The organism is Fructobacillus cardui, assembly GCF_963580785.1.
GTDB lineage: Bacteria > Bacillota > Bacilli > Lactobacillales > Lactobacillaceae > Fructobacillus > Fructobacillus cardui.
Genome location: NZ_CAUZLS010000006.1, coordinates 78,787 through 100,044, shown reverse-complemented (window position 1 = coordinate 100,044; position 21,258 = coordinate 78,787). Strand labels below are relative to the sequence as shown.

At 42.2% G+C, this 21,258-nt stretch carries 21 protein-coding genes; 12 read left to right on the top strand and 9 right to left on the bottom strand.

Annotated elements, in window-relative coordinates; all coding sequences use genetic code 11:
- Positions 1 to 3: 3 nt before the first annotated feature.
- The 5 genes from gyrB to dnaA all read right to left on the bottom strand — a co-directional run bounded on the left by gyrB (position 4) and on the right by dnaA (position 6,428).
- Complete coding sequence (gene gyrB / locus AABI20_RS06315) at positions 4 to 1,998, bottom strand: DNA topoisomerase (ATP-hydrolyzing) subunit B (RefSeq protein ID WP_288847067.1); 1,995 nt, start codon at positions 1,996 to 1,998, stop codon at positions 4 to 6.
- 23 nt (positions 1,999 to 2,021) lie between these two features.
- Positions 2,022 to 3,140 (bottom strand): DNA replication/repair protein RecF, encoded by a 1,119-nt coding sequence (recF, locus tag AABI20_RS06310; RefSeq protein WP_047975512.1) that lies wholly within the window; start codon positions 3,138 to 3,140, stop codon positions 2,022 to 2,024.
- Positions 3,131 to 3,532, bottom strand: coding sequence for a S4 domain-containing protein YaaA (yaaA, locus tag AABI20_RS06305; protein ID WP_047975513.1), 402 nt, complete (start codon positions 3,530 to 3,532; stop codon positions 3,131 to 3,133). Before yaaA ends, recF begins: the two co-directional genes overlap by 10 nt.
- A gap of 205 nt (positions 3,533 to 3,737) precedes the next feature.
- Positions 3,738 to 4,871, bottom strand: coding sequence for a DNA polymerase III subunit beta (gene dnaN, locus AABI20_RS06300; protein ID WP_047975514.1), 1,134 nt, complete (start codon positions 4,869 to 4,871; stop codon positions 3,738 to 3,740).
- 177 nt (positions 4,872 to 5,048) lie between these two features.
- Positions 5,049 to 6,428 carry a chromosomal replication initiator protein DnaA gene (gene dnaA / locus AABI20_RS06295; protein WP_047975515.1) on the bottom strand — a complete coding sequence of 460 codons (1,380 nt, stop codon included), beginning with the start codon at positions 6,426 to 6,428 and terminating at the stop codon, positions 5,049 to 5,051.
- A 508-nt stretch (positions 6,429 to 6,936) separates the two neighbouring features.
- On the opposite strand from dnaA, the gene rpmH reads away from it, so the two are divergent.
- From rpmH to AABI20_RS06260, 7 genes are all read left to right on the top strand, one after another.
- Positions 6,937 to 7,071, top strand: a complete 135-nt coding sequence (rpmH, locus tag AABI20_RS06290) for a 50S ribosomal protein L34 (protein ID WP_047975516.1) — start codon at positions 6,937 to 6,939, stop codon at positions 7,069 to 7,071.
- 97 nt (positions 7,072 to 7,168) lie between these two features.
- Positions 7,169 to 7,531 carry a ribonuclease P protein component gene (gene rnpA, locus AABI20_RS06285; RefSeq protein ID WP_047975517.1) on the top strand — a complete coding sequence of 121 codons (363 nt, stop codon included), beginning with the start codon at positions 7,169 to 7,171 and terminating at the stop codon, positions 7,529 to 7,531.
- A complete protein-coding gene (locus tag AABI20_RS06280) occupies positions 7,515 to 8,363 on the top strand; it encodes a membrane protein insertase YidC (RefSeq protein WP_288847035.1) in 849 nt (282 codons plus the stop codon). Before rnpA ends, AABI20_RS06280 begins: the two co-directional genes overlap by 17 nt.
- A gap of 185 nt (positions 8,364 to 8,548) precedes the next feature.
- Positions 8,549 to 9,472 (top strand): magnesium transporter CorA family protein, encoded by a 924-nt coding sequence (locus AABI20_RS06275; protein WP_047975519.1) that lies wholly within the window; start codon positions 8,549 to 8,551, stop codon positions 9,470 to 9,472.
- A gap of 78 nt (positions 9,473 to 9,550) precedes the next feature.
- A complete protein-coding gene (locus AABI20_RS06270; protein ID WP_047975520.1) occupies positions 9,551 to 10,057 on the top strand; it encodes an MscL family protein in 507 nt (168 codons plus the stop codon).
- A 22-nt stretch (positions 10,058 to 10,079) separates the two neighbouring features.
- A complete protein-coding gene (locus AABI20_RS06265) occupies positions 10,080 to 10,253 on the top strand; it encodes a hypothetical protein (protein ID WP_200898281.1) in 174 nt (57 codons plus the stop codon).
- A 131-nt stretch (positions 10,254 to 10,384) separates the two neighbouring features.
- The gene (locus AABI20_RS06260) at positions 10,385 to 11,278 is read left to right on the top strand and encodes a prolyl oligopeptidase family serine peptidase (protein ID WP_338347140.1); all 894 of its coding nucleotides are present in this window, start codon (positions 10,385 to 10,387) and stop codon (positions 11,276 to 11,278) included.
- A gap of 62 nt (positions 11,279 to 11,340) precedes the next feature.
- On the opposite strand, the gene AABI20_RS06255 is transcribed toward AABI20_RS06260, so the two are convergent.
- Complete coding sequence (locus AABI20_RS06255) at positions 11,341 to 13,194, bottom strand: FAD/NAD(P)-binding protein (protein WP_047975714.1); 1,854 nt, start codon at positions 13,192 to 13,194, stop codon at positions 11,341 to 11,343.
- 472 nt (positions 13,195 to 13,666) lie between these two features.
- Here AABI20_RS06255 and tyrS point away from each other — a divergent pair, with 472 nt between their 5' ends.
- The 5 genes from tyrS to AABI20_RS06230 all read left to right on the top strand — a co-directional run bounded on the left by tyrS (position 13,667) and on the right by AABI20_RS06230 (position 18,297).
- Positions 13,667 to 14,914: a tyrosine--tRNA ligase gene (gene tyrS, locus AABI20_RS06250; RefSeq protein WP_338345116.1), complete on the top strand. Its 1,248-nt coding sequence runs from the start codon at positions 13,667 to 13,669 to the stop codon at positions 14,912 to 14,914.
- A gap of 428 nt (positions 14,915 to 15,342) precedes the next feature.
- Complete coding sequence (locus AABI20_RS06245) at positions 15,343 to 16,254, top strand: ABC transporter ATP-binding protein (protein ID WP_047975196.1); 912 nt, start codon at positions 15,343 to 15,345, stop codon at positions 16,252 to 16,254.
- Between the two features lie 17 nt (positions 16,255 to 16,271).
- Positions 16,272 to 17,060 (top strand): ABC transporter permease subunit, encoded by a 789-nt coding sequence (locus AABI20_RS06240; RefSeq protein WP_288847039.1) that lies wholly within the window; start codon positions 16,272 to 16,274, stop codon positions 17,058 to 17,060.
- 117 nt (positions 17,061 to 17,177) lie between these two features.
- A complete protein-coding gene (locus AABI20_RS06235; RefSeq protein ID WP_047975194.1) occupies positions 17,178 to 17,480 on the top strand; it encodes a hypothetical protein in 303 nt (100 codons plus the stop codon).
- Between the two features lie 472 nt (positions 17,481 to 17,952).
- The gene (locus AABI20_RS06230) at positions 17,953 to 18,297 is read left to right on the top strand and encodes a hypothetical protein (protein WP_338347135.1); all 345 of its coding nucleotides are present in this window, start codon (positions 17,953 to 17,955) and stop codon (positions 18,295 to 18,297) included.
- Between the two features lie 140 nt (positions 18,298 to 18,437).
- Here the strand turns inward: AABI20_RS06230 and AABI20_RS06225 are convergent, their stop codons facing one another.
- The 3 genes from AABI20_RS06225 to trpX are packed head-to-tail and all read right to left on the bottom strand — an operon-like array spanning position 18,438 to position 21,086.
- On the bottom strand, positions 18,438 to 19,193 hold the full coding sequence (locus tag AABI20_RS06225; RefSeq protein ID WP_288847043.1) for an ABC transporter ATP-binding protein: 756 nt from the start codon (positions 19,191 to 19,193) through the stop codon (positions 18,438 to 18,440).
- On the bottom strand, positions 19,186 to 20,085 hold the full coding sequence (locus tag AABI20_RS06220; protein ID WP_047975191.1) for an ABC transporter permease: 900 nt from the start codon (positions 20,083 to 20,085) through the stop codon (positions 19,186 to 19,188). Before AABI20_RS06220 ends, AABI20_RS06225 begins: the two co-directional genes overlap by 8 nt.
- A complete protein-coding gene (gene trpX, locus AABI20_RS06215; protein WP_288847045.1) occupies positions 20,085 to 21,086 on the bottom strand; it encodes a tryptophan ABC transporter substrate-binding protein in 1,002 nt (333 codons plus the stop codon). The genes AABI20_RS06220 and trpX overlap by 1 nt, the downstream gene beginning before the upstream one ends.
- Positions 21,087 to 21,258 lie beyond the last annotated feature (172 nt).

Below are 21,258 nucleotides of genomic sequence, written 5' to 3'. Positions count from 1 at the left end.
CAATTAAATATCGAGGTCTTGAACAAAGACCGCGTTATCCTCGATAAACTGACGCCGTGGTGGCACATCGCCACCCATTAACATATCAATCACAGCATCGGCTTCTTCGGCATCGGCCGGGTCAACCCGTAACAACCGTCGATTAGCAGGGTCCATCGTTGTATCCGCTAACTGATCATAATCCATCTCTCCAAGACCCTTATACCGCTGAACCTTTGGCTTAGCATTACTTGGTAATTGAGCCAAGTAGTCTTCTAGTTCTTTATCGGAATCCAAATAAGTCATATTCTTGGAATTTCCCAAAGAAACACCGTACAAAGGTGGCTGGGCGATATAAATATAGCCAGCATCAACCATTGGACGCATGTAGCGGTAGAACAGCGTCAACAACAATGTTCGAATATGAGCGCCATCGACATCGGCATCCGTCATGATAATAATCTTGTGGTAATTGGCCTTTTCAACATTAAAGTCATCCCCAAAACCAGAACCCAAGGCTGTAAAGAGGGAACGAATTTCTTCGTTGGCCAGAACCCGGTCAAGCGTTGCTTTCCCAACGTTCAAGATTTTTCCACGAATTGGCAAAATAGCCTGTGTCAAGCGGTTACGACCTTGTTTAGCAGAACCACCGGCGGAATCACCCTCGACAATAAAGAGTTCTGAAATTTCAGGATCCTTTGAAGTATTATCGGCTAATTTACCAGGCAAGTTTGAAATTTCCAAACCAGACTGCTTTCGGGTCATTTCGCGAGCTCGCTTGGCTGATAAACGAGCCCGTTGTGCTAGCGAACCTTTTTCAACGATTTGCTTAGCGACAGCTGGGTTTTCCATCATAAAGCGTGAAAAAGTCTCAGAGAACATCCGATCAGTTGCCTGACGGGCATCCGAATTTCCCAACTTTGTCTTTGTTTGACCCTCAAACTGAGGGTCTGGGTGCTTAATTGAAACAATGGCCGTCATACCTTCCCGGACATCTTCTCCGGTTAATGATTCGGCCCCTTCTTTAATAATCTTTTGCTTCCGAGCATAGTCGTTAATCACGCGAGTCAAAGCTGTCTTAAAGCCGGTTTCATGCGTACCACCTTCATAGGTGTTGATGTTATTGGTAAATGTCTTCAGGTTTTCTTTGACACCAGTTGTGTATTGCAAGGCAACTTCAACGACGATGCCGTTTTCTTCACCTTCAACATAGACTGGTTGATCAAACAAAGCTTGCTTGTCTTCATCAAGGAAAGAAACGTATTCCTTAATACCACCCTCAAAATGGAAAGATTCCTTCAGTGGTTCATCCGAGCGCTTATCCTCGATTGAAATCCGCAACCCTTTGTTCAAGAAGGCTAATTCGCGAACTCGTGTTAACAAAGTTTGATAATTATAAACGGTTGTTTCTTGGAAAATATCAGCATCGGGCTTGAAGTGAACGATTGTACCTCGTTCGATTGGCAATGGCCCATCTTTTTTTGTCATCGGGGTTTTGACATGACCCGTTTGGAAATCCATATAGTAGAGTTGGCCATCACGAACAACTTGGACATCCAGTGACGTTGAAAGGGCATTAACAACAGAGGCTCCAACACCGTGAAGACCACCAGAAACCTTATACCCGCCGCCGCCAAACTTTCCACCGGCATGCAAAATCGTAAAGACGGTTTCCAAGGCTGGCTTGCCCGTCTTTGACTGGATATCAACCGGAATTCCACGACCATCATCTGTGACGGTGATGGAGTTATCCTTCTCGATTGTCACGGTAATATGGCTAGCAAAACCAGCAAGGGCTTCATCAATTCCATTATCGACAATTTCCCAAACGAGGTGGTGCAAACCTTGCGCCGTCGTTGTCCCAATATACATCCCTGGACGCTTTCGAACGGCCTCTAAGCCTTCCAAAACTTGAATTTGGTCCGCATTATAGGCATCCGCATCCGTATGCATTTGACTTGTTTCTTCTGGATTTACTGCGGCAACTTCTTGATTTTCTGGATACTCTTGCTCTGCCATCATTCTCCTTTACGCCATCATGGCTACTCTTCCACTTGAACATGACCGGCCTTGACGATAAAAATTTTAGGTTCCTTAATCAACTGACGAGCCACTTCCGTTAGGGAAGGAGCTGTGATAAAGGTTTGAACCTTGTCTTGAATGGCCATTAAGAGGTGTGTCTGCCGGTTGGCATCCAACTCACTTAAAACATCATCCAAGAGCAAAACGGGGTATTCACCCGTTTCTTGATGCATCAACTCGATTTCACCAAGTTTTAGGGCAAGGGCCGCCGTTCGCTGTTGTCCTTGTGACCCAAAAACCGCCACATTGGCTTGGTTCACATCAATAATAAAATCATCTCGATGTGGTCCTGCCAAAGTAGTGCCTTGCCGCTTCTCTCGATCGGCATTCTTCTCAAAGACCAACGAAAGGGCCTCTTGTACTTGGTCTTTTTGCATATCCTCTTCAACTGAAATCGCCGTTTGGTAATGCAAGGTCAAAACTTCTTTTTGACTCGCTACTTCCTGATGAATCTGATTTGCCTGAGCTTCTAATTTGTTTAAAAATTTCTGTCGCGCCAAAATAATTTGACTAGCGACGTCAATTAGCTGCTCCGTTAAGACATCTAAAAAGATTTGGTCACGCTGGCCACCCTGTGCCCAAGCCTTCAGATAGGCGTTACGATCTTTGAGAATTTTTTTATACTGGCTACTTTGCTGTAAATAGAGTTTGTTCATCTGTCCAAACTCGATATCGATAAAACGGCGCCTAACCGTCGGCGCTCCCTTAACCAAGTCCAGGTCTTCCGGAGCAAATAAAATGACGTTTAGTTGGCCAATGTAAGTTGACAGCCGGGATTGATCGAGGTGATTAACCCGAGCCTGCTTGCCTTTAGCCGACCAAGAAAGGGAAAGGGGGGTTTGACCGAAGCGATTTTTGATTCGCCCAGTAATTTTGGCCTCTTTTTGTCCCCACTGAATTAAATCCTTATCGGTTTTTGTTCGGTGAGAGCGGGCCAATGCCAGCGCGTAGATGCTTTCCAAGAGGTTCGTTTTTCCCTGGGCGTTTTCCCCTAAAAAGACGTTAATCCCGCTTTGGAAATGCAAATCAGTTTGATCGTAATTACGAAAATGGCTGAGGGACAGCTCGCTTAGTTCCAAGAGCCTGGTCCACTCGGCTTTTGATTCGATGACCGCTGAGCCGCTTTTTTATTCGCCCGTTGTTGACGAGAAATCGCTGTTTGGCGTTTCTTTTCCTTGTGCGCTGCTTGCTTTTGGCCAGCAGCAAACCGAGCTAAGATTGCCTGTTTTTCAGCCTCTTCGGCATCTTCCTCTGCGCTTTGATGATCAATCAAATAGCGCGCTCCTTGGAAGTCAACCTGGTCACCTGGGTACAATTTCTTGCCCCGACGATTTTCTTCTTCGCCATTTAACAACACTGATTGCTCAGCGAGAAAAGCTTTTGCCTGCCCACCAGAAGCAATAATGTTTTCCATTTTAAGCAACTGGGCCAGGGTAATATAAGCGGTTTTAATTGCTACGCGTTCAGCCATCGTTTTCCCCGATTTCTTGGTAAATACTTACCCCGTTATTATACCATACTTACGCTAATTTGCCCCTGAGAGCCGTTTTTAGCTCAATTTCTTTCTTTTGGGCATTCACACTAAACAAATAAAAAAGCAGTAGAAGGCTTTTTTGTGCAAAATGGCACAAAAAAAGACGGCCATCAGAATGAGCCGTCTTTTTCTAAAAAATTGATTAAAATGTGCGGACTGGTGTTACCAACTGAAGTTGTTTATTATCGGTTTCACCCTCAGGAATAATGATGAAGGGCCGTAAGTTCGTTGTAAACTTCAATTCAACAGTCTTTCCCTGCAAAACGCGCAAGGCATCACGAACATAATCCGGGTTAAAGGAAATTTCCAAATCTTCGCCAACAACCTTTTCAGCTGTTAACTCTTCTTTCACTTGACCAACTTCTTGTGAATTTCCAGAAAGTTGTGCTTGACCATCTTTAATGGTCAGCAAAATCACGTTATTGCGTGATTCGTGTGACAGCAGGGAAGCACGATCGATAGCACCTGATAAAGCAGCGGCATCAATTTGCAGTTCGGTAGTTGCTTCACTTGGAATCAAGCGATCAGTTTCTGGATAATTCCCTTCCAACAAGCGTGAATAGAAAGTTGTCTTGCCAAAGATAAAAGCAGCCTGGTTACTTGAAAGCTTAATTTCAACACGGTTTTGTCCATCTAACAACGATTGCAATTCATTAAAGGCTTTTGCTGGAATAATCACGGATACCTTATCGGTATTTTCAGTGCCAGTTAGCGTTACGATTCGTTGCGATAAACGGTGTGAATCAGTTGTGACGGCTTTAATTTGATTCCCATCCAACGTTAAATGGATTCCCGTTAAGATTGGCCGACTTTCTTGCGTTGAAGCCGAAATTTTTGTTTGCGCAATAATTTCAACTAATTGAGCAGCTGAAACTTTTAATGATTTGCTTTCTGATAATTCAGGTAATTTTGGATAAGCGGAACTTGGTTGGCCATTAATCTTAAATGATGCTGAGCCAGAAGTAATCAAAGCTTGCAAACCATCAATTTCAAGTGTCATCTTGTCGGCAGGCAAATGCTTCACGATATTAATAAAGAAAGTTGCTGGTAAAGTAATGCCACCTGTACTTTCAACAACCAATTCATTGGTGGTATCACTGGCTTCCAGTGCAATCTTAATCGAGATATCAGCATTTGATCCAGTTAAGACAAGATCTTCCTCAGTCAAATCCAATTTAATGTTTGTCAAAATCGGAATGGTTGTTCGAGATGAAATTGCGCGAGCAACATCATTTAAAGCTTTGATAAAGGCTTGACGGTTAATCGAAAATTTCATGGCGCACGGCCTCCTTTATGGTCGGTACATCTATATTATATTAGTATTATTTAACTAGTAGTAATAATAAGGGCTGTGGAAACGGGGGATTGATGAATGAGGCCTAATTTACTCACTTTTTGCCTGTTGATAACTTCGGGACTAACTTGAAAGAAAAGAAAGTGTTATCCACAAGGCTTATTTCCCGTTTTTTATCTCGTTTGCGAGGTCTTCAATCAGTTCCTTTGTTTTTGGTTCCGTTTCAACCTGTTCGGCTACCTTGTTGTAGGCGTGCGAAATGGATGAGTGATCGCGGCCACCAAATGATCGGCCAATATCGGGTAATGATTTGTTTGTCATGGTACGGGTGAGGTAAATGGCGATATGTCTTGCCGTGACTAAATCAGCCTGGCGTCGGGATCCCTGCATATCGGCAATTGTTTGCATAAAGTAGTTGGCGACGGTTTCTTGAATCCGTTCCACCGTAATCTTTTTGCCTTGGTCGATATTCAACTCGGTTAAGATTGATTGGGCCGTTTCAATGGTTGCCGGCTTGTTCATGAAGCGAATCTTGGCTTCAAACTTGTGAAAGGCTCCTTCCAAAGAACGGACGTTGGTATCAATTTTTTCGCCAATTAATTCCAGGACCTCGTTTGGAATATCGAGATCATTACGTTCCTGCAAGTTCCGCAAAATAGCGACTCGGGTTGGCAAATCAGGCTTTTGAATGTCCTGAGTAATGCCAGCTTCAAAGCGAGAGGTTAACCTAGTCAGCAAGTCAGGAATATCGGTTGGGTATCGGTCAGAAGTCATCACAATTTGCTTGCCGGCCTTCGTTAGGGCATTAAAGGTGTTGAAGAACTCTTCTTGCACTTTTTCCTTACCCGACCAAAACTGAATATCATCAATTAAAAGCATATCGAGCGATCGGTATGTTTTTTTAAATTTAGCCGTTGCATTGGAATCGGCCTTGTTTCCTTCACGAAGTGAATCTGTAAAGTCATTTAAAAAGTCTTCTGCTGTCGCATATTTGATGCTGGCATTTGGATGGGTAGTGGCGTATTCGTTACCAATGGACTGCATTAAATGTGTCTTACCCAAACCAACCCCTCCATAAATAAGGAAGGGGTTGTAAACTTTGCCGGGTGCTTCAGCAACAGCCAAGGCCACTGCTAAGGCGTTTTCGTTCCCGGCACCTTTGACGAATTTATCAAATGTAAAATCAGAATTTAAATCGTTTTCTTGGGAGAAAGGAATTTGGGTGGGTTCGTTGTAGCCGTTGAAATGAGCGTTTGTTTCGGATTCGCTGTCTTCTTCGACCTTTAGTTCTGGCCGAATGAAGTCACCGGTAATTTCGTTGGCATGTTGGACGAAGTCCATGGCATATTGTTGTGTATTCCATGCCTGGATGATATCAGCGGCATGGTCGGCAGGGACAGATAAAACAAGTTTGCCATCTTTAAAGCCAATTGGCGTAAGTGGGGCGATCATTGCTTCAAAACTGACAGGACCGGTTGTTTTGTAAAGTCTGAGACTGACCTCTTTCCAGAGGACGTCGGGATCAAGTTGTTTTGACATGTAAATCTCCAAGAAAAATTAGATAACGGATGAAGCTATGCTGAATATTATAGCAAAAAAAAGGGGGAAAGACTAGTTATCCACAGGAAAGCGAATAAAAAGAAAGTTATCCCGCTTGGGGACTAATAACTGTCTGTCATGTGGAGAAGAAAGGGAACAAATTTTCGGGTTATCCACATATCAACAAAGTTATCAACGTCGAAAAGGGGATTATGCTCGTTTTTCCTGACTTTTTCAACGTTATCCCCAGAAAGCAGTCCCCAACCTGTGGATATGTGGATAAGTCGGGCATAAGGTGTGAAAAGACAGTTATTGTCCCCTTGTGTCCACAACCTTGTGGTTTTCTTTTGGATAAAGCCGTGGAAAGCTGATTTGACCCGATTTTAAAATTTTTAGTATTTTAGCTGGAGACTTTGGTGCAAAACTTGCCTCAAAGGCGGATCCGTGGTATGCTTAGTCTCGAATTGCAAGAAATTTTGCAGACAAATTATTAATGGAGGAAATATAGATGAAGCGTACATTCCAACCAAAGAAGCGTCATCGCGAACGCGTACACGGTTTCCGTAAGCGTATGAGCACTAGCAATGGCCGTAAGGTATTGGCTCGCCGTCGTGCTAAGGGCCGTAAGGTATTATCTGCCTAATCAGGTCGCTGCATGCAGTGGCCTTTTTATTTTTATTGGATTTTTAATGCAGGGTTTTCCTGTGTACATAAGTGAACGGTGATTTAGGTAAGAGACCATGCGCAAGACATTTCGGATTAAAAAACCAGCCGAATTTCAAAACGTCTTTGACCACCATCAATCGGTGGCAAATAAGTATTTTGTCTTATATCGGTTAAAAAAACAGAATCAAAAACATTTCCGTCTTGGGCTTTCAGTTGGTAAAAAAGTCGGCAAGGCTCATGACCGGGTTTTTGTTAAAAGACGAATTCGACAAGCTTTTTTGGAATTAAAACCAAAGTTGGATTCACATGTTGATATTTTAGTGATTGCCAGACCAGCTGCAGCACACCAGTCCCAAGCTTTTATTAAGAAACAACTTGAACATGTTCTAAAGCTTGCGAAACTTTTAAAGGATGAAAATCATGACTCGAATCAATAAATGGGTAAAAACAATTGGTTTTTTGCCATTGCTCTTAGCAGCATTGGCCATTGTTGGCATTGTTCTTGCTGACCTTTCATATAGCGGCCATGTTGCCGGTTCTGGCCTGTGGGGTGGCTTTGTGGCCATCTTTATTCGCTCGATTTTGGGCGTTTCTTCTTGGTTCTCATCTTCATATGGACTTGGAATCATTGTTTTTACGGTCTTTGTTCGTTTCCTGATTTTGCCATTGATGGTTTATCAGGTCGATTCCATGAAGAAGATGCAGGGCTTGCAAGATGAAATTAAGGTCTTGCAGGATACTTATCCTGGTCGTGATACTGAGAGTCGACAGTTGTTAGCTGCCGCCCAGCAGCAACTTTACAAGGATCGTGGTATTTCCCCTTTTGCCTCAATGCTGCCTTTGTTAGTTCAAATGCCGGTTTTGATTGCCTTATACCAGGGAATTCATAATTCACCTGTGTTGCGTTCAGGTTCTTTCCTTTGGTTGAATTTGGGTCACCAAGATCCTTATCTCATCTTACCGATTTTGGCTGCCTTGTTTACCTTTGGTTCTTCTTGGCTGTCGACGCAGGCTAACCCTCAGCAAAACGCGATGACAAAGGCAATGCCATATGTCTTTCCATTCCTAATTTTGTTTACGGCTTTGGCTGTTCCTTCTGCCGTTTCTCTTTACTGGGTGGTTGGAAACTTGTTCCAGATGGTACAAACATTCTTCTTGCAAAACCCATTCAAGATGCGCCGCGAACGTGAAGAAGCCTTGGCTTTGGAAAAAGAAAAGGCGCGTAAGGTTCGCAAAGCCCAACGTTCAAAGAAGCGTAAAAAGCGTTAATTTTTATTGTTTAAATGAAATCACAGCAATGACTTGCTGTGGTTTTTTTCTTTGATTACTTTTATAGTAAAGAAGAGCGTTTGATGGTCTTAAAAGTTTGACGAACGATGGTTTAATTAGACTGTTTTTTTTGCTATGATATCTAATGTTATTTTTTTTGAAAATTAGTGAGGGGGAGGGTCATCATGATTGAGATGTTAAAGCAGACACCGAAGTTTTCTTGGTACCATATCACTGATATGAGTCCTGCAGACGAGAAAACTCTTTTGGACGACCATGGTTTAACAGAACAAATGATTGGCTATGCGGATGACCATAACGAAAGTGTTCGAATGGAATTTGATCCTGAAGCGGATGAGGCCTTGATTATTTTAGATGTCATCTCAGCTGAACCGGAACCAGTTTTGACCCGTCCTTTAGGGATTGTTTTGGTTAATGGTAATTTATACACTTTTGCGCATCGACCAACGGACTACATTAAGAAAAATTTTTTAACTGGTGATGCTACCTTTCATCGTTCGGATGATGATGAAATGTCGGTCTTTGAATTTATGGTGACGGGTATTTACCCATTAATGACGATGTTTGGTGATGAAATTACCGAGATTAACCGACAACGACGGGCGATTCAAGCACAGTTTAGTAGCCGTAAGCAACTAACGAAGCACACTAATGATTTATTGCATCTGCAAATTCAGATGATTTACCTCCAAAATTCGTTGGCAAACGATTTAATTATGTTTGACCAAATCCGACGTTCATATGAAAATCACGTTTTAGAAGCTGATTTGGATCGATTAGATGCCGTTCGGGTCGAGGTTGAGCAGGCGCGGGACATGGCTGGTTTAGCAATGGAAGTGATTAATGCTGTTGCAGATGCGACAGGATCACTGGGAAATCGGGATTTGAACTGGACGATGAAGGTCTTAACTGTCTATTCAATTGTCTTTACGATTCCAACGATTGTTTCCGGTTTTTATGGTGAAAACGTCGATTATCTGCCTTTTGCTCATGGTGCTTCGGGCTGGTGGGTGACCATCATTATCATGTTCTTAATGATGATTGGTGCGACCTATTTGTTCTATCATTATGGTTTTTTGAAAAAGTAGACAAAGACCCTGATTTTTATATCACATTGCCGTATAATAAATTTATAACAAGAATATTGCAAATGTTGTGAGGATATTATGTCGAGAAAAAAACGGAAAAATGAATTTATCGAGCAGCGAGATTTACTGTTTGAGAAGTCTTCTGCTGGCTGGGTTTCTTTCCGTCGCTTTTTGTTTGCACCGAATCTGTTGACCTTTGTGATTTCGGTCGTTGTTGGTAATGCTTTTGGTGGAGCAATCAAAGACTTAGTGAGCTTGTTAGCTAGCTTTATTTCCTTTGTTTGGCGATGGCTCTTTACCCCAAACCATCCGATGTACTTTGCGGCAACGCAACAAGCTTGGTCAGCGTTTATCACTTCGTTTTTAACAATGATTTCGATTGCGTTGGCGGTTTATTATACAATCCAATTTATTAATAATAAGTTAATTAATTCGGAGAGTGAAAAATGGGGTTATGATGAACCCCATGAGGATATGATGGCTTTGCAAAAATTGCAGCGAGAAAACAACGATTTGATTAAAAAGAATAATGAGCTGCAGGAAAAGGTTTTGCAGGCACTAGCAGAAAGCAAGCAAAAGAGTTAGTCTAAAAGGAGAGTGAAGAAGGATGAAGCAAACAACAGTTATTGTCACGATTGTCGCGTTGGTTTTGATGTTTATTTCGATTGCAAGTTGGATTTTCAAGCAGGAAGGTTTTTCTCTGGTTTGCGCCAATTTAGGGACGGTCATTTTGTTGATCGCCTATTTGTGGGATAATCGTCGCAAGGATGAAATTGATTAAGAAAAAGTAAAGAACATTGATATTTCTTAAAGCTAAGATTCTTTCTTGGCTTTTTCTTTACTTTTCTTTGATGGCGTTTCACGTGAAACATTTTCCGGCTGTTTCACGTGAAACACAGAAAGGATGGGGGAATGTTATTTAAAGATGCACAGGTGACAATCGATCCTGTTGAGATTCCTGATTACGTTGACCGTGTGATCAAAAATCAAAAGTACGGTTCAGAAGATTATCAGCTTTTCGATTTGTATCTACCAGCGGGTGACGGGTTGCACCCAATCATTTTGGACCTTCAGGGAGGCGGATTAGTTCGAGGGATGAAGTCATCCTTTAAATTAGGACCTTCATTGAAATTTGTTAAAGAAGGTTATGCCGTTATTTCAATGAATTATGCACTAATCTCGACCAAATCATTTTCTTTTCCAAAACAAGTAGCAGAAATTCGAGCGGTGTTGGCAAAAGCTAAAAAAGATGCAGAAAAGTATCAATTAGAAGCCAATAGTGTTGATTTGATCGGAGAATCTTCAGGCGCACAGCTGGCAATGCTGACAGCCTCATCCGTAACGGCCAAAGTGAAGTTAGGACGGATTGCAGCACCCGATGATTTAACTGATTTGCCAGAAATTAAACATGTAATTGCCAATTATGGACCTTATGAATTTGATCAATTCGCCCGACAGTTTCAAGAAGAGGGCATTCAACCTAAATATGCCGAATCTGGTCAAGCAATTTCGTTTGAAGGATTAGCCTTAGCAGGTTTAGCAGTCGATGGAAACCCAATCGGTGTTAGCCAGGCAAATCCAGCCAACTACTTCACTAAAAAGACGCCAGCTGTATTAGCTTATGCAGGCAGTGCTGATCAAGTTGTGCCTCATCAGCAAAGCCTTGATTTGATTGCTCGGTATCAGAAAATGACAGGAAAAAAAGCCATCTGCCATATCATCTCAGGTGGCCACCATGGTATTTTTGATTATGATACACCAACTATTTACCAAGAAAAAATGGCTTTCTTGAAAGATAAAGATTGAAACAACGGTTAAAAAGATTTTAGAACATAAAAAGAAGGTAGGAATTAAATCCTACCTTCTTTTTATTGGTTTAAAATTTGGTGAACGACGGTAGCTGCTTCAGTGAAAGCGATTGTTTGCACGTGTGGTCGGGGGATTACTGTAGTGAACCAACTTTGGCCTTCTAGAGGAACGCCAGTGACAAACAGGTTAGGAATTAACTGATTTTCCTTGTTATAAACAGTAAATGTTTTCAGATTAACTTTAATGGTATTAGCTAAAGGAGCAGTACCATCCTGGTTAATAATTCGATTATCACCAACAATTAAGCCGTGCTGACGGAGAGATTTTAGCAACGGACTTTTAGCTGTGCGGAAATCAGGCCGGCCGAGTCGTGCCTCAATGAGGGCAGTCCCTTGATAATGCTCATCAAATCGGTCAGTTGCGGTAAAGAATTGTTGATCATGATCGACACTGAAATTTGGACCGGCAATAGTGACTTGCTTAGCTTTAATTAAGGCCAAAAGTTGCCGTATTCGAATTAATGGCGGCCCAACCGATAGCTGTGAATCAAAAAGCTTGAAGTCAGTTAAGAGTTTTTGATAATCATCTTCATCAAAAAGACGGTCATTATAAAGTGTTCGTACAGTACCACGAACATCACGAAGAATGTCATAGGCGCCTGTTAGGGGTGATTTATCATTACCTAAGGCGGCAGAATCAATATCTTCTTTTAAGTGTTGAACGAAGAATTTCCGGAAAGCAGAAAGAGAAGTCACGTCACGGGAAGGGGTTGCTTCCTTTTCCCAAGAAATGTGCACATCTAATTTTAGATGAAACTTTTCGTTAACATGCTGCCAATTTTTTGGATTTTCTAGAAAATCTAAAATTTCTTCTTTTTCTGTATCAGAAAGCTTATCAAGCAGGTTTACTTGGTTAGTTAGATACTTGTAGGTCATCTCTTGATCTAAGACATGGCGGAAAGTATTGTAGGGTAGGTGACCACCGCAATCTTTCGCAATGCGCTGCATGCGTTCGAGCGTGAAGAATCGTGGTTGATACAGCTCGTTTGCTCCTTTTTGATTAAGCCCATGTGCTCGGGGTGGCAGGCCAGATCCAGAACCAATGATCAAATGTGGCTCATGACCAGATGGATGGTAAACAAGTGATCCATCTTTTTTAGTCAAAAAGGAACCACCTTTACCAGCTGTCAAAGACAAGAGATCATCAAAAAAGGAGAGACCAAGGCCTTGAACCAAAACAGTATCATTTTCGTTCAGGTTAGAAAAGTCATTTTCCGCCGGGTGAGAGGCAGGATAATAGTGAAAGCCTTTTTCTTTTGCAAACTTTTCCAAATCTTTCTTCTTTTCACTTAACTCGGCATCAAGGTGACCAAGTGCCAAGACGACTTTGTCAGCAAAAAAATGATTATAATCGGTAGTCGTGATGTTAAAACCTGGATTAGCTTCTAATAAGCTTTTGACGGCGACCTGGTGAAAGCGCACGGAAAGATTACTTGGGCAGTTTTTTAGAATTTCTTCAAAGAACCAAGCCGCATAGACACCCATTAAACCGCGGGAAGCATAGGCAGTCATTGATGTTAGTGATAAAACTTCCTCACGATAAGCCATTGGATATTCGTGATGTTGTTTTAAGAAGGCCAGGGCATAAGATTGGGCCCAAGTAAGCAGGTTTGGCGTTAAATCATCACCGCGACGTTGACCAATATCATAATCATTAAATAACGTCACCTGGTTGGGATTCGTATTCATTAAATAAGTTTGATTATTTTCAAAAAAAGGATTCCAAACGCGACCACCAACCGGGTAAGGGTCGAAAATATTAATTGTTAAGGCCTGGTTTGAATCAGCTTTTTGAATAAGGCGGTCGAGAATAGCAAGATTTCTCGGACCCGCTCCAATTAAAGCAATTTGCATGGGGACTCCTGTATCAAGTAAAAATAAAAAGCCAATGATAAAGTAAGCGCAAGCTATGAAAATGAATTTTTGAAAAAAATAAGTTAGAAACATTACAACTAATGTGTCTAAAATTTATAATATTTCTTGAACTAATTCTACTCTAAATATGTTTGAAAAAAAAGGTGACTAATCAAAGTAAATCCCAAATAAAAAAGGAATTTGTTATAATAGACCTATCATCTGTTGGCAAAAGTTTACTTCCATGGAAAAAGCAGAAAGTTAGCGGTCGCTGTAAGCTAACCCATTCTTAAACTGAGTTACACAACAGGAAACGATGACGTCGAGTCGCGTTAAGACTAAATGAGTGGCCTTAAAGAGGCAATTTAGGTGGTACCGCGGACAATTCGCCCTAATCAGTGATGATTAGGGCTTTTTTGTCCTGATTTTTAGCTGAGACGAACTTGCCGGTAATCAAATGGAGGAAAGTAAAATGAATTTTATTGAAGATTTGAAGTGGCGTGGGGCGTTAAACCAGGTTACTGATGAAGAGGGGCTGTTGAAGGCAATGAAAGCCGGCCAAATCGGGGCGTATGTCGGCACTGATCCAACGGCCGACTCCCTGCACTTGGGACATTTGATTCCATTTATGGTTTTGAAGCGTTTCCAAAAAGCCGGTGGGAAAGCCGTGATTATTGTTGGTGGGGCAACTGGATCAATTGGGGACCCTCGACCAACAACTGAACGTCAATTGCTATCAGAAGAACAGTTGAAAGTGAATGAAAAGGGCATTGCAGCTCAAGTGACTAAGTTATTTGGTTCCGACGATACAACAATCGTTAATAATGCCGATTGGTTGAGCCCAATGACCTTGCCAGAATTTCTGCGAGATTACGGCAAGCTGTTCTCCGTTAATGTCATGCTAAAGAAGGATGTCGTTGCTTCTCGTTTGGAAACGGGTATTTCTTATACGGAATTTACTTACCAGATTTTACAAGCGATTGACTTCTTGCATCTTTGGCGCGAAGAAAATGTGCGTTTGCAAATCGGTGGTTCCGACCAGTGGGGGAACATCACTGCCGGTGTTGATTTGATTCATACGGTTGAAGGTTCCGATGCACCAGCTTTTGGATTGACCATTCCATTGATGACGGATTCTACTGGAAAGAAGTTCGGAAAATCAGAAGGGAATGCCATTTGGTTGAACGCAGAAAAGACATCACCATATACGTTCTACCAGTTCTGGTATAACCAGCGTGATGAAGACGTCGTAAAGTATCTAAAGTATTTCACGTTCTTGAGCCCCGAAGAAATTGCTGATTTGGAAAAGGAAGTTGCTGAAAATCCTGGTGCTCGTCTTGGCCAAAAGCGCTTAGCGGAAGAAGTGACAGCATTTGTTCACGGTCAAGCAGCCGTGGAAGAGGCAGAAGCGCTGTCCAAGGCATTGTTCTCGGGTGATGTTGCAGCACTTTCTGTCCAACAAATTCGCGATGTTTTTGCGGGTGTTCCAGGATTTGAAACAACTAGTGCTAAGCAAAATGTAGTTGACTTCTTAGTTGACGCTGGTATTGAAAAGTCTAAGCGTCAGGCCCGTGAAGACGTGACGAACGGTGCGATTACTATTAATGGTCAAAAGGAAACAGACGTTGAAGCCGAAGTTGATCCAAGCGCCAATTATGATGGTCAATATATCTTAGTACGACGCGGTAAGAAGAAGTATTTCTTGGGAACGGTTAAGTAAGAAAAGTGGATTATAAAGCCTTAAGGGCCTTTTTTCTTTTAAAAAAAATAAATAAAAAGAATTTTTTTCTTTAATTTTAGTTTAATCTCAATTTCCTATACTTACATTATCGATATAGCGATATATCGGACATCAAAAACTTCATCTCGGCACATCTATAAATACTTCTCTCTAAACCTAATTTATACCTTCTCTCCCGTGCCGAGGTGGAGGTTCAGCAGATGGACGACCCCCTGATTTTTATCAGGGGGCCTTTTACTACCTGAAACTTTATTGGCGATGGGTGCTGGGCTTTTGAATGCGTGCGAGTCTTTGTTATAATGGGCGAAGAGACTGATTTTTGCGACAGTGTTAAAATTGTCAAAAACAAAGACCGGTAGCGCAAAAATTATCCTCAGATCAGTATCAAGACAAAGGAGACATAGTTAATGTCATTACTAGAACTGCATCACGTGTCAAAGAACTTCGGTTCTTACCAGGCTTTGGATAACGTTTCGTTTTCCGTAGAACCTGGGCGAATTGTTGGGTTGATTGGTCCTAACGGGGCTGGGAAGTCGACAGCAATGCGCGCCATTACTGGATTAATGTCTTATAGCGATGGGGAAATCATTTTTGATGATGAACGCATCCGCTTTGCCAAGAATAAGTCATTGGCAAAGATGGGTAATTTGATTGAATATCCAGCAATTTATCCTAATTTCACTGCACGTGACCATATGACATACTATGCCATGGATGCCAAGGATCATGCAGACATCGATGAATTGATGAAGATTACTGGAATCGACGGCGAAAAGTTTGGTAAGCGCAAGGCAAAGAAGTTCTCATTAGGAATGAAGCAACGCCTGGGGATTGCTATCGCCTTAATCCGTAATCCAAAATTTGTTGTTTTGGATGAACCAATGAACGGTTTGGATCCACAGTCTGTTCATGACATTCGTGCCTTGATTCGTTCACTAGCTGACAAGGGTGTAGCCTTCTTGATTTCTTCACACTTGTTGGATGAATTGCAACGTTTGGCTGATGATGTCGTGATCATTAATAAGGGAAAAGTCTTACGTCGTGAAAAGATGGTGGATTTCTTGGCCGAAGGAAAGACCCAGGTTAAGGTTCAAACGAGTGATAATGATAAGATGTTGGCTGTAGCCAAGGCTGCGGGTTGGGATGCCTCAATGGGCGATGACCGTGTCTTGATTGCTGTTCAAGGCGATGTGACAGCACAAAAGGTGCTGAAATTAGCCACTGATGAAGGGCTTGAAGTGACGGATATTCAAACGGGTCAAGGAAACTTGGAAGATCATTTGTTATCTGTATTGTCAACTGACGCCACTCGTGCCTAGTCAACGAAGGAGAATTCATGTTTACGTTATTAAAGCAAGAAGCAATGAAGGCCTGGAAGCAAAACCGGGTCTATATCTGGGCGATTATCGCCTTTGTTCTACCAATTATTACTTTGACTAGTTTTGTGCCAATGGCTAGTCAGGCATCAGCATATGGTTCCTTGGGTGGTTCAAGTATCATCATTACGATTGGCATGTTGGTCTTAACAGCCCTATCATTTACGCAGGAATTTACTTTTGGAACAATTCGTCCCTTATTGTCACGTCAGTATTCACGACTTCAAATCTTTTTAGCTAAGATTATTACGGTCATTGTTGAATACTTCCTCTTGATTGTTTTCTCACTCGCAGGAACAGCGATTGGTCGGTTAATTTACCGGGCAATGCATGATGGCTCAACTGAAAAGGTTTACACCACTTATTACACAAGCCTTGATTGGAAGTCATTCTTATTTGCATTGTTGATGAGCTTTGTTGGTTCATTATTCTTAATGGCCATTGTTCTTTTGGTTTCAAACATCGCTAAGTCTTCTGCAGCAGCAATTTCTCTTGGAATTGTGATGTCAGTTGCAACTAGTATCTTGTCAGCAGTGACTTCTTCATTGATTCAACTTTGGGCCCCATTAAAGTGGAATCCATTGACTGTTCAGAACGTTGTTTCTTACTACAGTGGTACTTCCGATTTTAATAAAAGCATCCAGTCCTACTTCGGCGCTGGTGCCTGGGTACTGTTCGTCATTTATGGTGCCTATGTCTTGGTTATGTACGCCTTGGCTTATTGGATTTTTAACCGACGCTCTGTCTAATTTAAAAATAAAAAAGACTGCTTCAGCAGTCTTTTTTAGTACATACATGCGAATAATTCTAAAAACAAGTCTTTTCTTTCTGTTTGGCTTTGATAAAATAGGGTTAGGAGAAATCTTATGTCAAGAAAACCACCAGCATATAATGACAAGCAACGGATTTTACGTCTTTATTCCGTCCTGATTTCCAAGCAATCAATGGGCGTAGATGAAATCGAAAACCTCTTTTTCGTTGGTCGCAAGACCGTTCAGCGTGATATTGCCGCGATTCGTGAGTTTCTGGCGGACTTGCAGGTCGAAGATGAGGTTAAATCAGAAATCATCTTTGATCGCAAAAGTAAAAAGTACCGATTAACCGAGCGAGAACATCTTTTTGAGGTTTTTGATCGGATTAATACTAATGGATCTGGAATGGAATTTTAAAAAGTAAAAAGTGGTGCGTCCCTCAAGATAAGGGGATGTCAGTGAATACCCTTTAGGACTGATGCCCGATATTTAATCGGTCTTAGTCCTTTTACTTTGCTCTCGAGATCCGAGACCATGGAAAACTTGATGATAGAAGTTATATTACTGAGTTTCTTTTTGTAGTCATTCGAAATAAGATAGACAATCATCAATATTTTAATAGTTTATATGAAAAGAAGTGATTTTAAGATAGTGGGGGTTTAATGAAAAAATTGTTGTTGTGCTAACCATGATTGTACTGACATGTGGGACTGTTCTTTTGGCTATTGGCAATGCAAAGAATGCAAAAAAGGTTGTATCTTCTGTAGCCAATTCAAACAGTGTATCCCCAGTTTCCTCTGCGGATAATGCTAGCAGTACTGGAAATAGCGCGAGTGCTGGCGAATCTTCCGCATCTTCGATGACGAATGCAAACAGCGCTAGAGAGGGTATGAGTGCCAGCGAACCTTCCGCATCTTCGACGGCCAATGCCAGCAGTACTGGAAATAGTGCAAGTGCAGGTGAATTAAACGCCTCAGATGTACCATCAGCAACCATAGAGGGCCAAGGGCATGCTGTTAGCAATGGTCAGGATGCGGTTGATGTTATTAAGGAAGCTTATAGGTCGGTTGGATCAGACTTAAATGCTTTGGAATTTGATGTATTCAATGATGAAAGTAATCCAAAAGATTTCATTGTCAAGTTGATTATTAAAGCTTATCGGTTAGATGGAGGCACAGGTACAGCGGGTCTTTATCGGGTGGAGCCTTCAGGACATTACACATTGATTACTTAAAATCGTCTAGACAAATTCTGATAAATAAAAAAGCTCCGATTGTGATTCGGAGCTTTTTAAGAAAATATGTCTTCTTTTTATTTTTGATGTAGTGAGTACCAATCAAAATGGTTATTACTGATTATTTGTGAAGCCTCATTTTAGTGAACAAAGTATTCGAGGAGGTCCTCTTCACTGAGGTCTTTTTTTTCTTGGTCTTTAACGTCTAAGACAATTTTACCAGCGTTTAAGACAATCAAGCGATTGCCATAGGTGAGGGCGTCCGCCAAATTATGGGTAATCATCAACGCCGTTAGGTGATTATCGACGACCTGATGGTTTGTGGCATCCATTAGTTGTGCAGAGGTCTTGGGATCTAAAGCGGCTGTATGCTCGTCTAAGAGCAGAAGTTCTGGCTTAACCTGAATGGCCATCAAAAAGGATAGTGCTTGTCGTTGCCCCCCAGAAAGGGAACCAGCAGCTGTCTGCAAGCGATCTTCAAGGTTGTTGCCCATCTTTTCCGTGATTTCATGATAAAAATTCAGTTTTTGGCTGGTAAGGTGACGGTTTCTTAATGTCCGTTTTGAACCACGCTTCTCAGCCAAGAGGAGGTTTTCAGCAACCGTCATCCGGGGTGCTGTTCCCATCTTTGGGTCCTGGAAAACACGAGCCAGAAAGGCAGTTCGCTTAACTGCTGGCAGAGAGGTAATGTCTTTACCTTGATGGTAGACAGCTCCGGAGTTAAGTGCGAGGTCACCAGAAATGGCGTTGAACAAAGTCGACTTCCCAGCCCCATTGGTCCCTAAGACAGTGATAAAATCACCGGGATAAATTTCTAGGTTGAGCTGCTTTAAAATTTCGGTTTGATTGCCGACGGTAACGGTTGCATCTTTTAGTGTAATCACGGGTTTAGTCATGGTGCTGTCCTCCTAACTGCAAAATTTTGTCTAATTTCAAATAATGGCGCACTTGAGGCAAAACCATCGCGATGGCCAGAATAATGGATGAAATCAGGTTCAAGTCATTGGTTGAGAAGCCAAGTTGCAAGACGGCCAGCAAAACCAGGCGATAGATAATGGAACCAATGATAACAGCAACCAGGCGCTGATTTAATGACAAATCACCAAAGGCAACTTCACCAATAATAATTGAAGCTAGGGCAATGACGATGATGCCGATTCCCATGTTAATATCCGCAAAGCCGTTGTTTTGGGCAATAACGGCGCCACCAAAGGCGATCATGGCGTTTGAGACCATCAGACCCATAATGATCATTTGGTCAGTTTTAATACCAAAAGCAGCAGCCATTTTTGCGTTATCACCTGTTGCGATGAAGGCTTGGCCGAGTTCCGTTTGTAGGAACCAGATTAAGGCGAGGGTAATCAAAACAATAATAATCAGGCCCACAAAGACGCCGTCAAAGTATTTTGGTAGACCTTCTAAGAATGGTGACGAGAAGATTGTCTTTTGGTTCAAGAGGGAAATATTGGCAGAGCCCATAATCCGGAGGTTAATGGACAGGCAGGCTGTCATCACCAAAATCCCGGATAGCAAAATCGGTATCTTACCTTTGGTATACAAAAGACCAGTTACTAAACCAGCTAGTGCACCAACGAAGACGGCGGCTAATGTTGCCAGATAGGGGTTGGTCCCATGGGCAATCAGGGTAACAGCGGTCGCACCACCAAGTGGGAAGGAACCTTCAACCGTCATATCAGCGAAGTTTAAAATTCTAAAGGTTAAGAACAGGGCCAGGCCCAAAACGGCCCACAAGATCCCTTGAGAAATACTTGAAACAACAATTGACATTAGAAGACCTCCCCAGCTTTTTCAGCCTCTGCAACGATATCGGCAGGCAATATAATGCCAAGCGTTTTCGCTGTTTGTTGGTTGATGACGTAATTTCCCTTAGTAACGTTGTAAACCGGCATCGTGGCCGTTTTCTTCTTGCCACTAAGGACTTGGGCAGCCATCCGACCAGCCTGATAACCAATTTCATACTGTGAATTAGAGAAAGTAACCAAACCACCGTCTTTCACCATTGAGTCTGCAGCCGGAATAACAGCTACATGCGCTTGGTTAGCGACGGCAACCAAAGTCTTCATCGCCGTGGCGACACCATTATCTTGTGGTGCGTAAACAGCGTCGACTTGGCTGACCATGGTGGTTGCAACCTGTTGCATGTCATTAGTGGAAGCAATCGTATAGTTTTTGACTTGATAACCGGCCTTTTTTAATGCATTAGCCATTTTTTTCGCATTATAAGTACCACCAGCATCAGAAGAAGTGGAAATGATTCCGACTGTCTTGGCCTTTGGTAAGACTTCCTTGAAGACAGCAACTTGCTTTTCATAAGGAGAGTCACCACCGACCCCAGTAATGTTAGCGCCAGGATGAGCATCTGATTTCACCAACTTAGAGCCGCTAGGGTTGGTAATTCCTGCTAGGATAACGGGGGTCTTACCATCGGCTGCCTTGGCCAAAGAAAGGGCTGCTGGCGTAGCGATTCCAACGGTTAAGTCTTCATTCTTATTGGCAAAATTTTGCGCCATTGTTTTCAAATTAGCTTGGTCCGCTTGCGCATTTTGATAGTCGATCTTCACGTTTTTGCCGGCTTTGTAACCACCATCAGCCAGCCCGGCCACCACTCCTTGGTGAATTTGATCCAAGGCAGGGTGAGTGACTAATTGCAAAATACCCACGGTGGGGATGCCTTTTTTCGTACTCGTGTTGCTATTGTCCGTGGTGAAAAAGGCAACGACTAGGAAAAGGGCGATGAATGATGTCACGGTTAGTAGACGTTTATTCATTTTTTACTCCTTCAAACTTCTAATATACTGGCCCAGACAAGTTTTAGACAAAAAGAAAAGCCTGCCTGGGTATTGTGATTAAACCCAAACAGACTTTTAATGAATTGCAGTATTGCAAAAGAGCCGGTTGGGACAAAACTGTTGTCACAGCTTGTCCAATCGACGAGCTGCT

Coding starts and splice junctions, on each gene's coding strand:
- rnpA (WP_047975517.1), top strand. CDS start 7,169: ATGCGCAAGACATTTCGGATTAAAAAACCAGCCGAATTTCAAAACGTC.
- AABI20_RS06245 (WP_047975196.1), top strand. CDS start 15,343: ATGTCATTACTAGAACTGCATCACGTGTCAAAGAACTTCGGTTCTTAC.
- yaaA (WP_047975513.1), bottom strand. CDS start 3,532: ATGGCTGAACGCGTAGCAATTAAAACCGCTTATATTACCCTGGCCCAG.
- dnaA (WP_047975515.1), bottom strand. CDS start 6,428: ATGTCAAAACAACTTGATCCCGACGTCCTCTGGAAAGAGGTCAGTCTC.
- AABI20_RS06265 (WP_200898281.1), top strand. CDS start 10,080: ATGAAGCAAACAACAGTTATTGTCACGATTGTCGCGTTGGTTTTGATG.
- AABI20_RS06225 (WP_288847043.1), bottom strand. CDS start 19,193: ATGACTAAACCCGTGATTACACTAAAAGATGCAACCGTTACCGTCGGC.
- AABI20_RS06230 (WP_338347135.1), top strand. CDS start 17,953: ATGAGTGCCAGCGAACCTTCCGCATCTTCGACGGCCAATGCCAGCAGT.
- AABI20_RS06220 (WP_047975191.1), bottom strand. CDS start 20,085: ATGTCAATTGTTGTTTCAAGTATTTCTCAAGGGATCTTGTGGGCCGTT.
- AABI20_RS06235 (WP_047975194.1), top strand. CDS start 17,178: ATGTCAAGAAAACCACCAGCATATAATGACAAGCAACGGATTTTACGT.
- AABI20_RS06260 (WP_338347140.1), top strand. CDS start 10,385: ATGTTATTTAAAGATGCACAGGTGACAATCGATCCTGTTGAGATTCCT.
- AABI20_RS06280 (WP_288847035.1), top strand. CDS start 7,515: ATGACTCGAATCAATAAATGGGTAAAAACAATTGGTTTTTTGCCATTG.
- AABI20_RS06270 (WP_047975520.1), top strand. CDS start 9,551: ATGTCGAGAAAAAAACGGAAAAATGAATTTATCGAGCAGCGAGATTTA.
- AABI20_RS06275 (WP_047975519.1), top strand. CDS start 8,549: ATGATTGAGATGTTAAAGCAGACACCGAAGTTTTCTTGGTACCATATC.
- trpX (WP_288847045.1), bottom strand. CDS start 21,086: ATGAATAAACGTCTACTAACCGTGACATCATTCATCGCCCTTTTCCTA.
- tyrS (WP_338345116.1), top strand. CDS start 13,667: ATGAATTTTATTGAAGATTTGAAGTGGCGTGGGGCGTTAAACCAGGTT.
- rpmH (WP_047975516.1), top strand. CDS start 6,937: ATGAAGCGTACATTCCAACCAAAGAAGCGTCATCGCGAACGCGTACAC.
- AABI20_RS06255 (WP_047975714.1), bottom strand. CDS start 13,194: ATGCAAATTGCTTTAATTGGAGCGGGTCCGAGAAATCTTGCTATTCTC.
- gyrB (WP_288847067.1), bottom strand. CDS start 1,998: ATGGCAGAGCAAGAGTATCCAGAAAATCAAGAAGTTGCCGCAGTAAAT.
- AABI20_RS06240 (WP_288847039.1), top strand. CDS start 16,272: ATGTTTACGTTATTAAAGCAAGAAGCAATGAAGGCCTGGAAGCAAAAC.
- dnaN (WP_047975514.1), bottom strand. CDS start 4,871: ATGAAATTTTCGATTAACCGTCAAGCCTTTATCAAAGCTTTAAATGAT.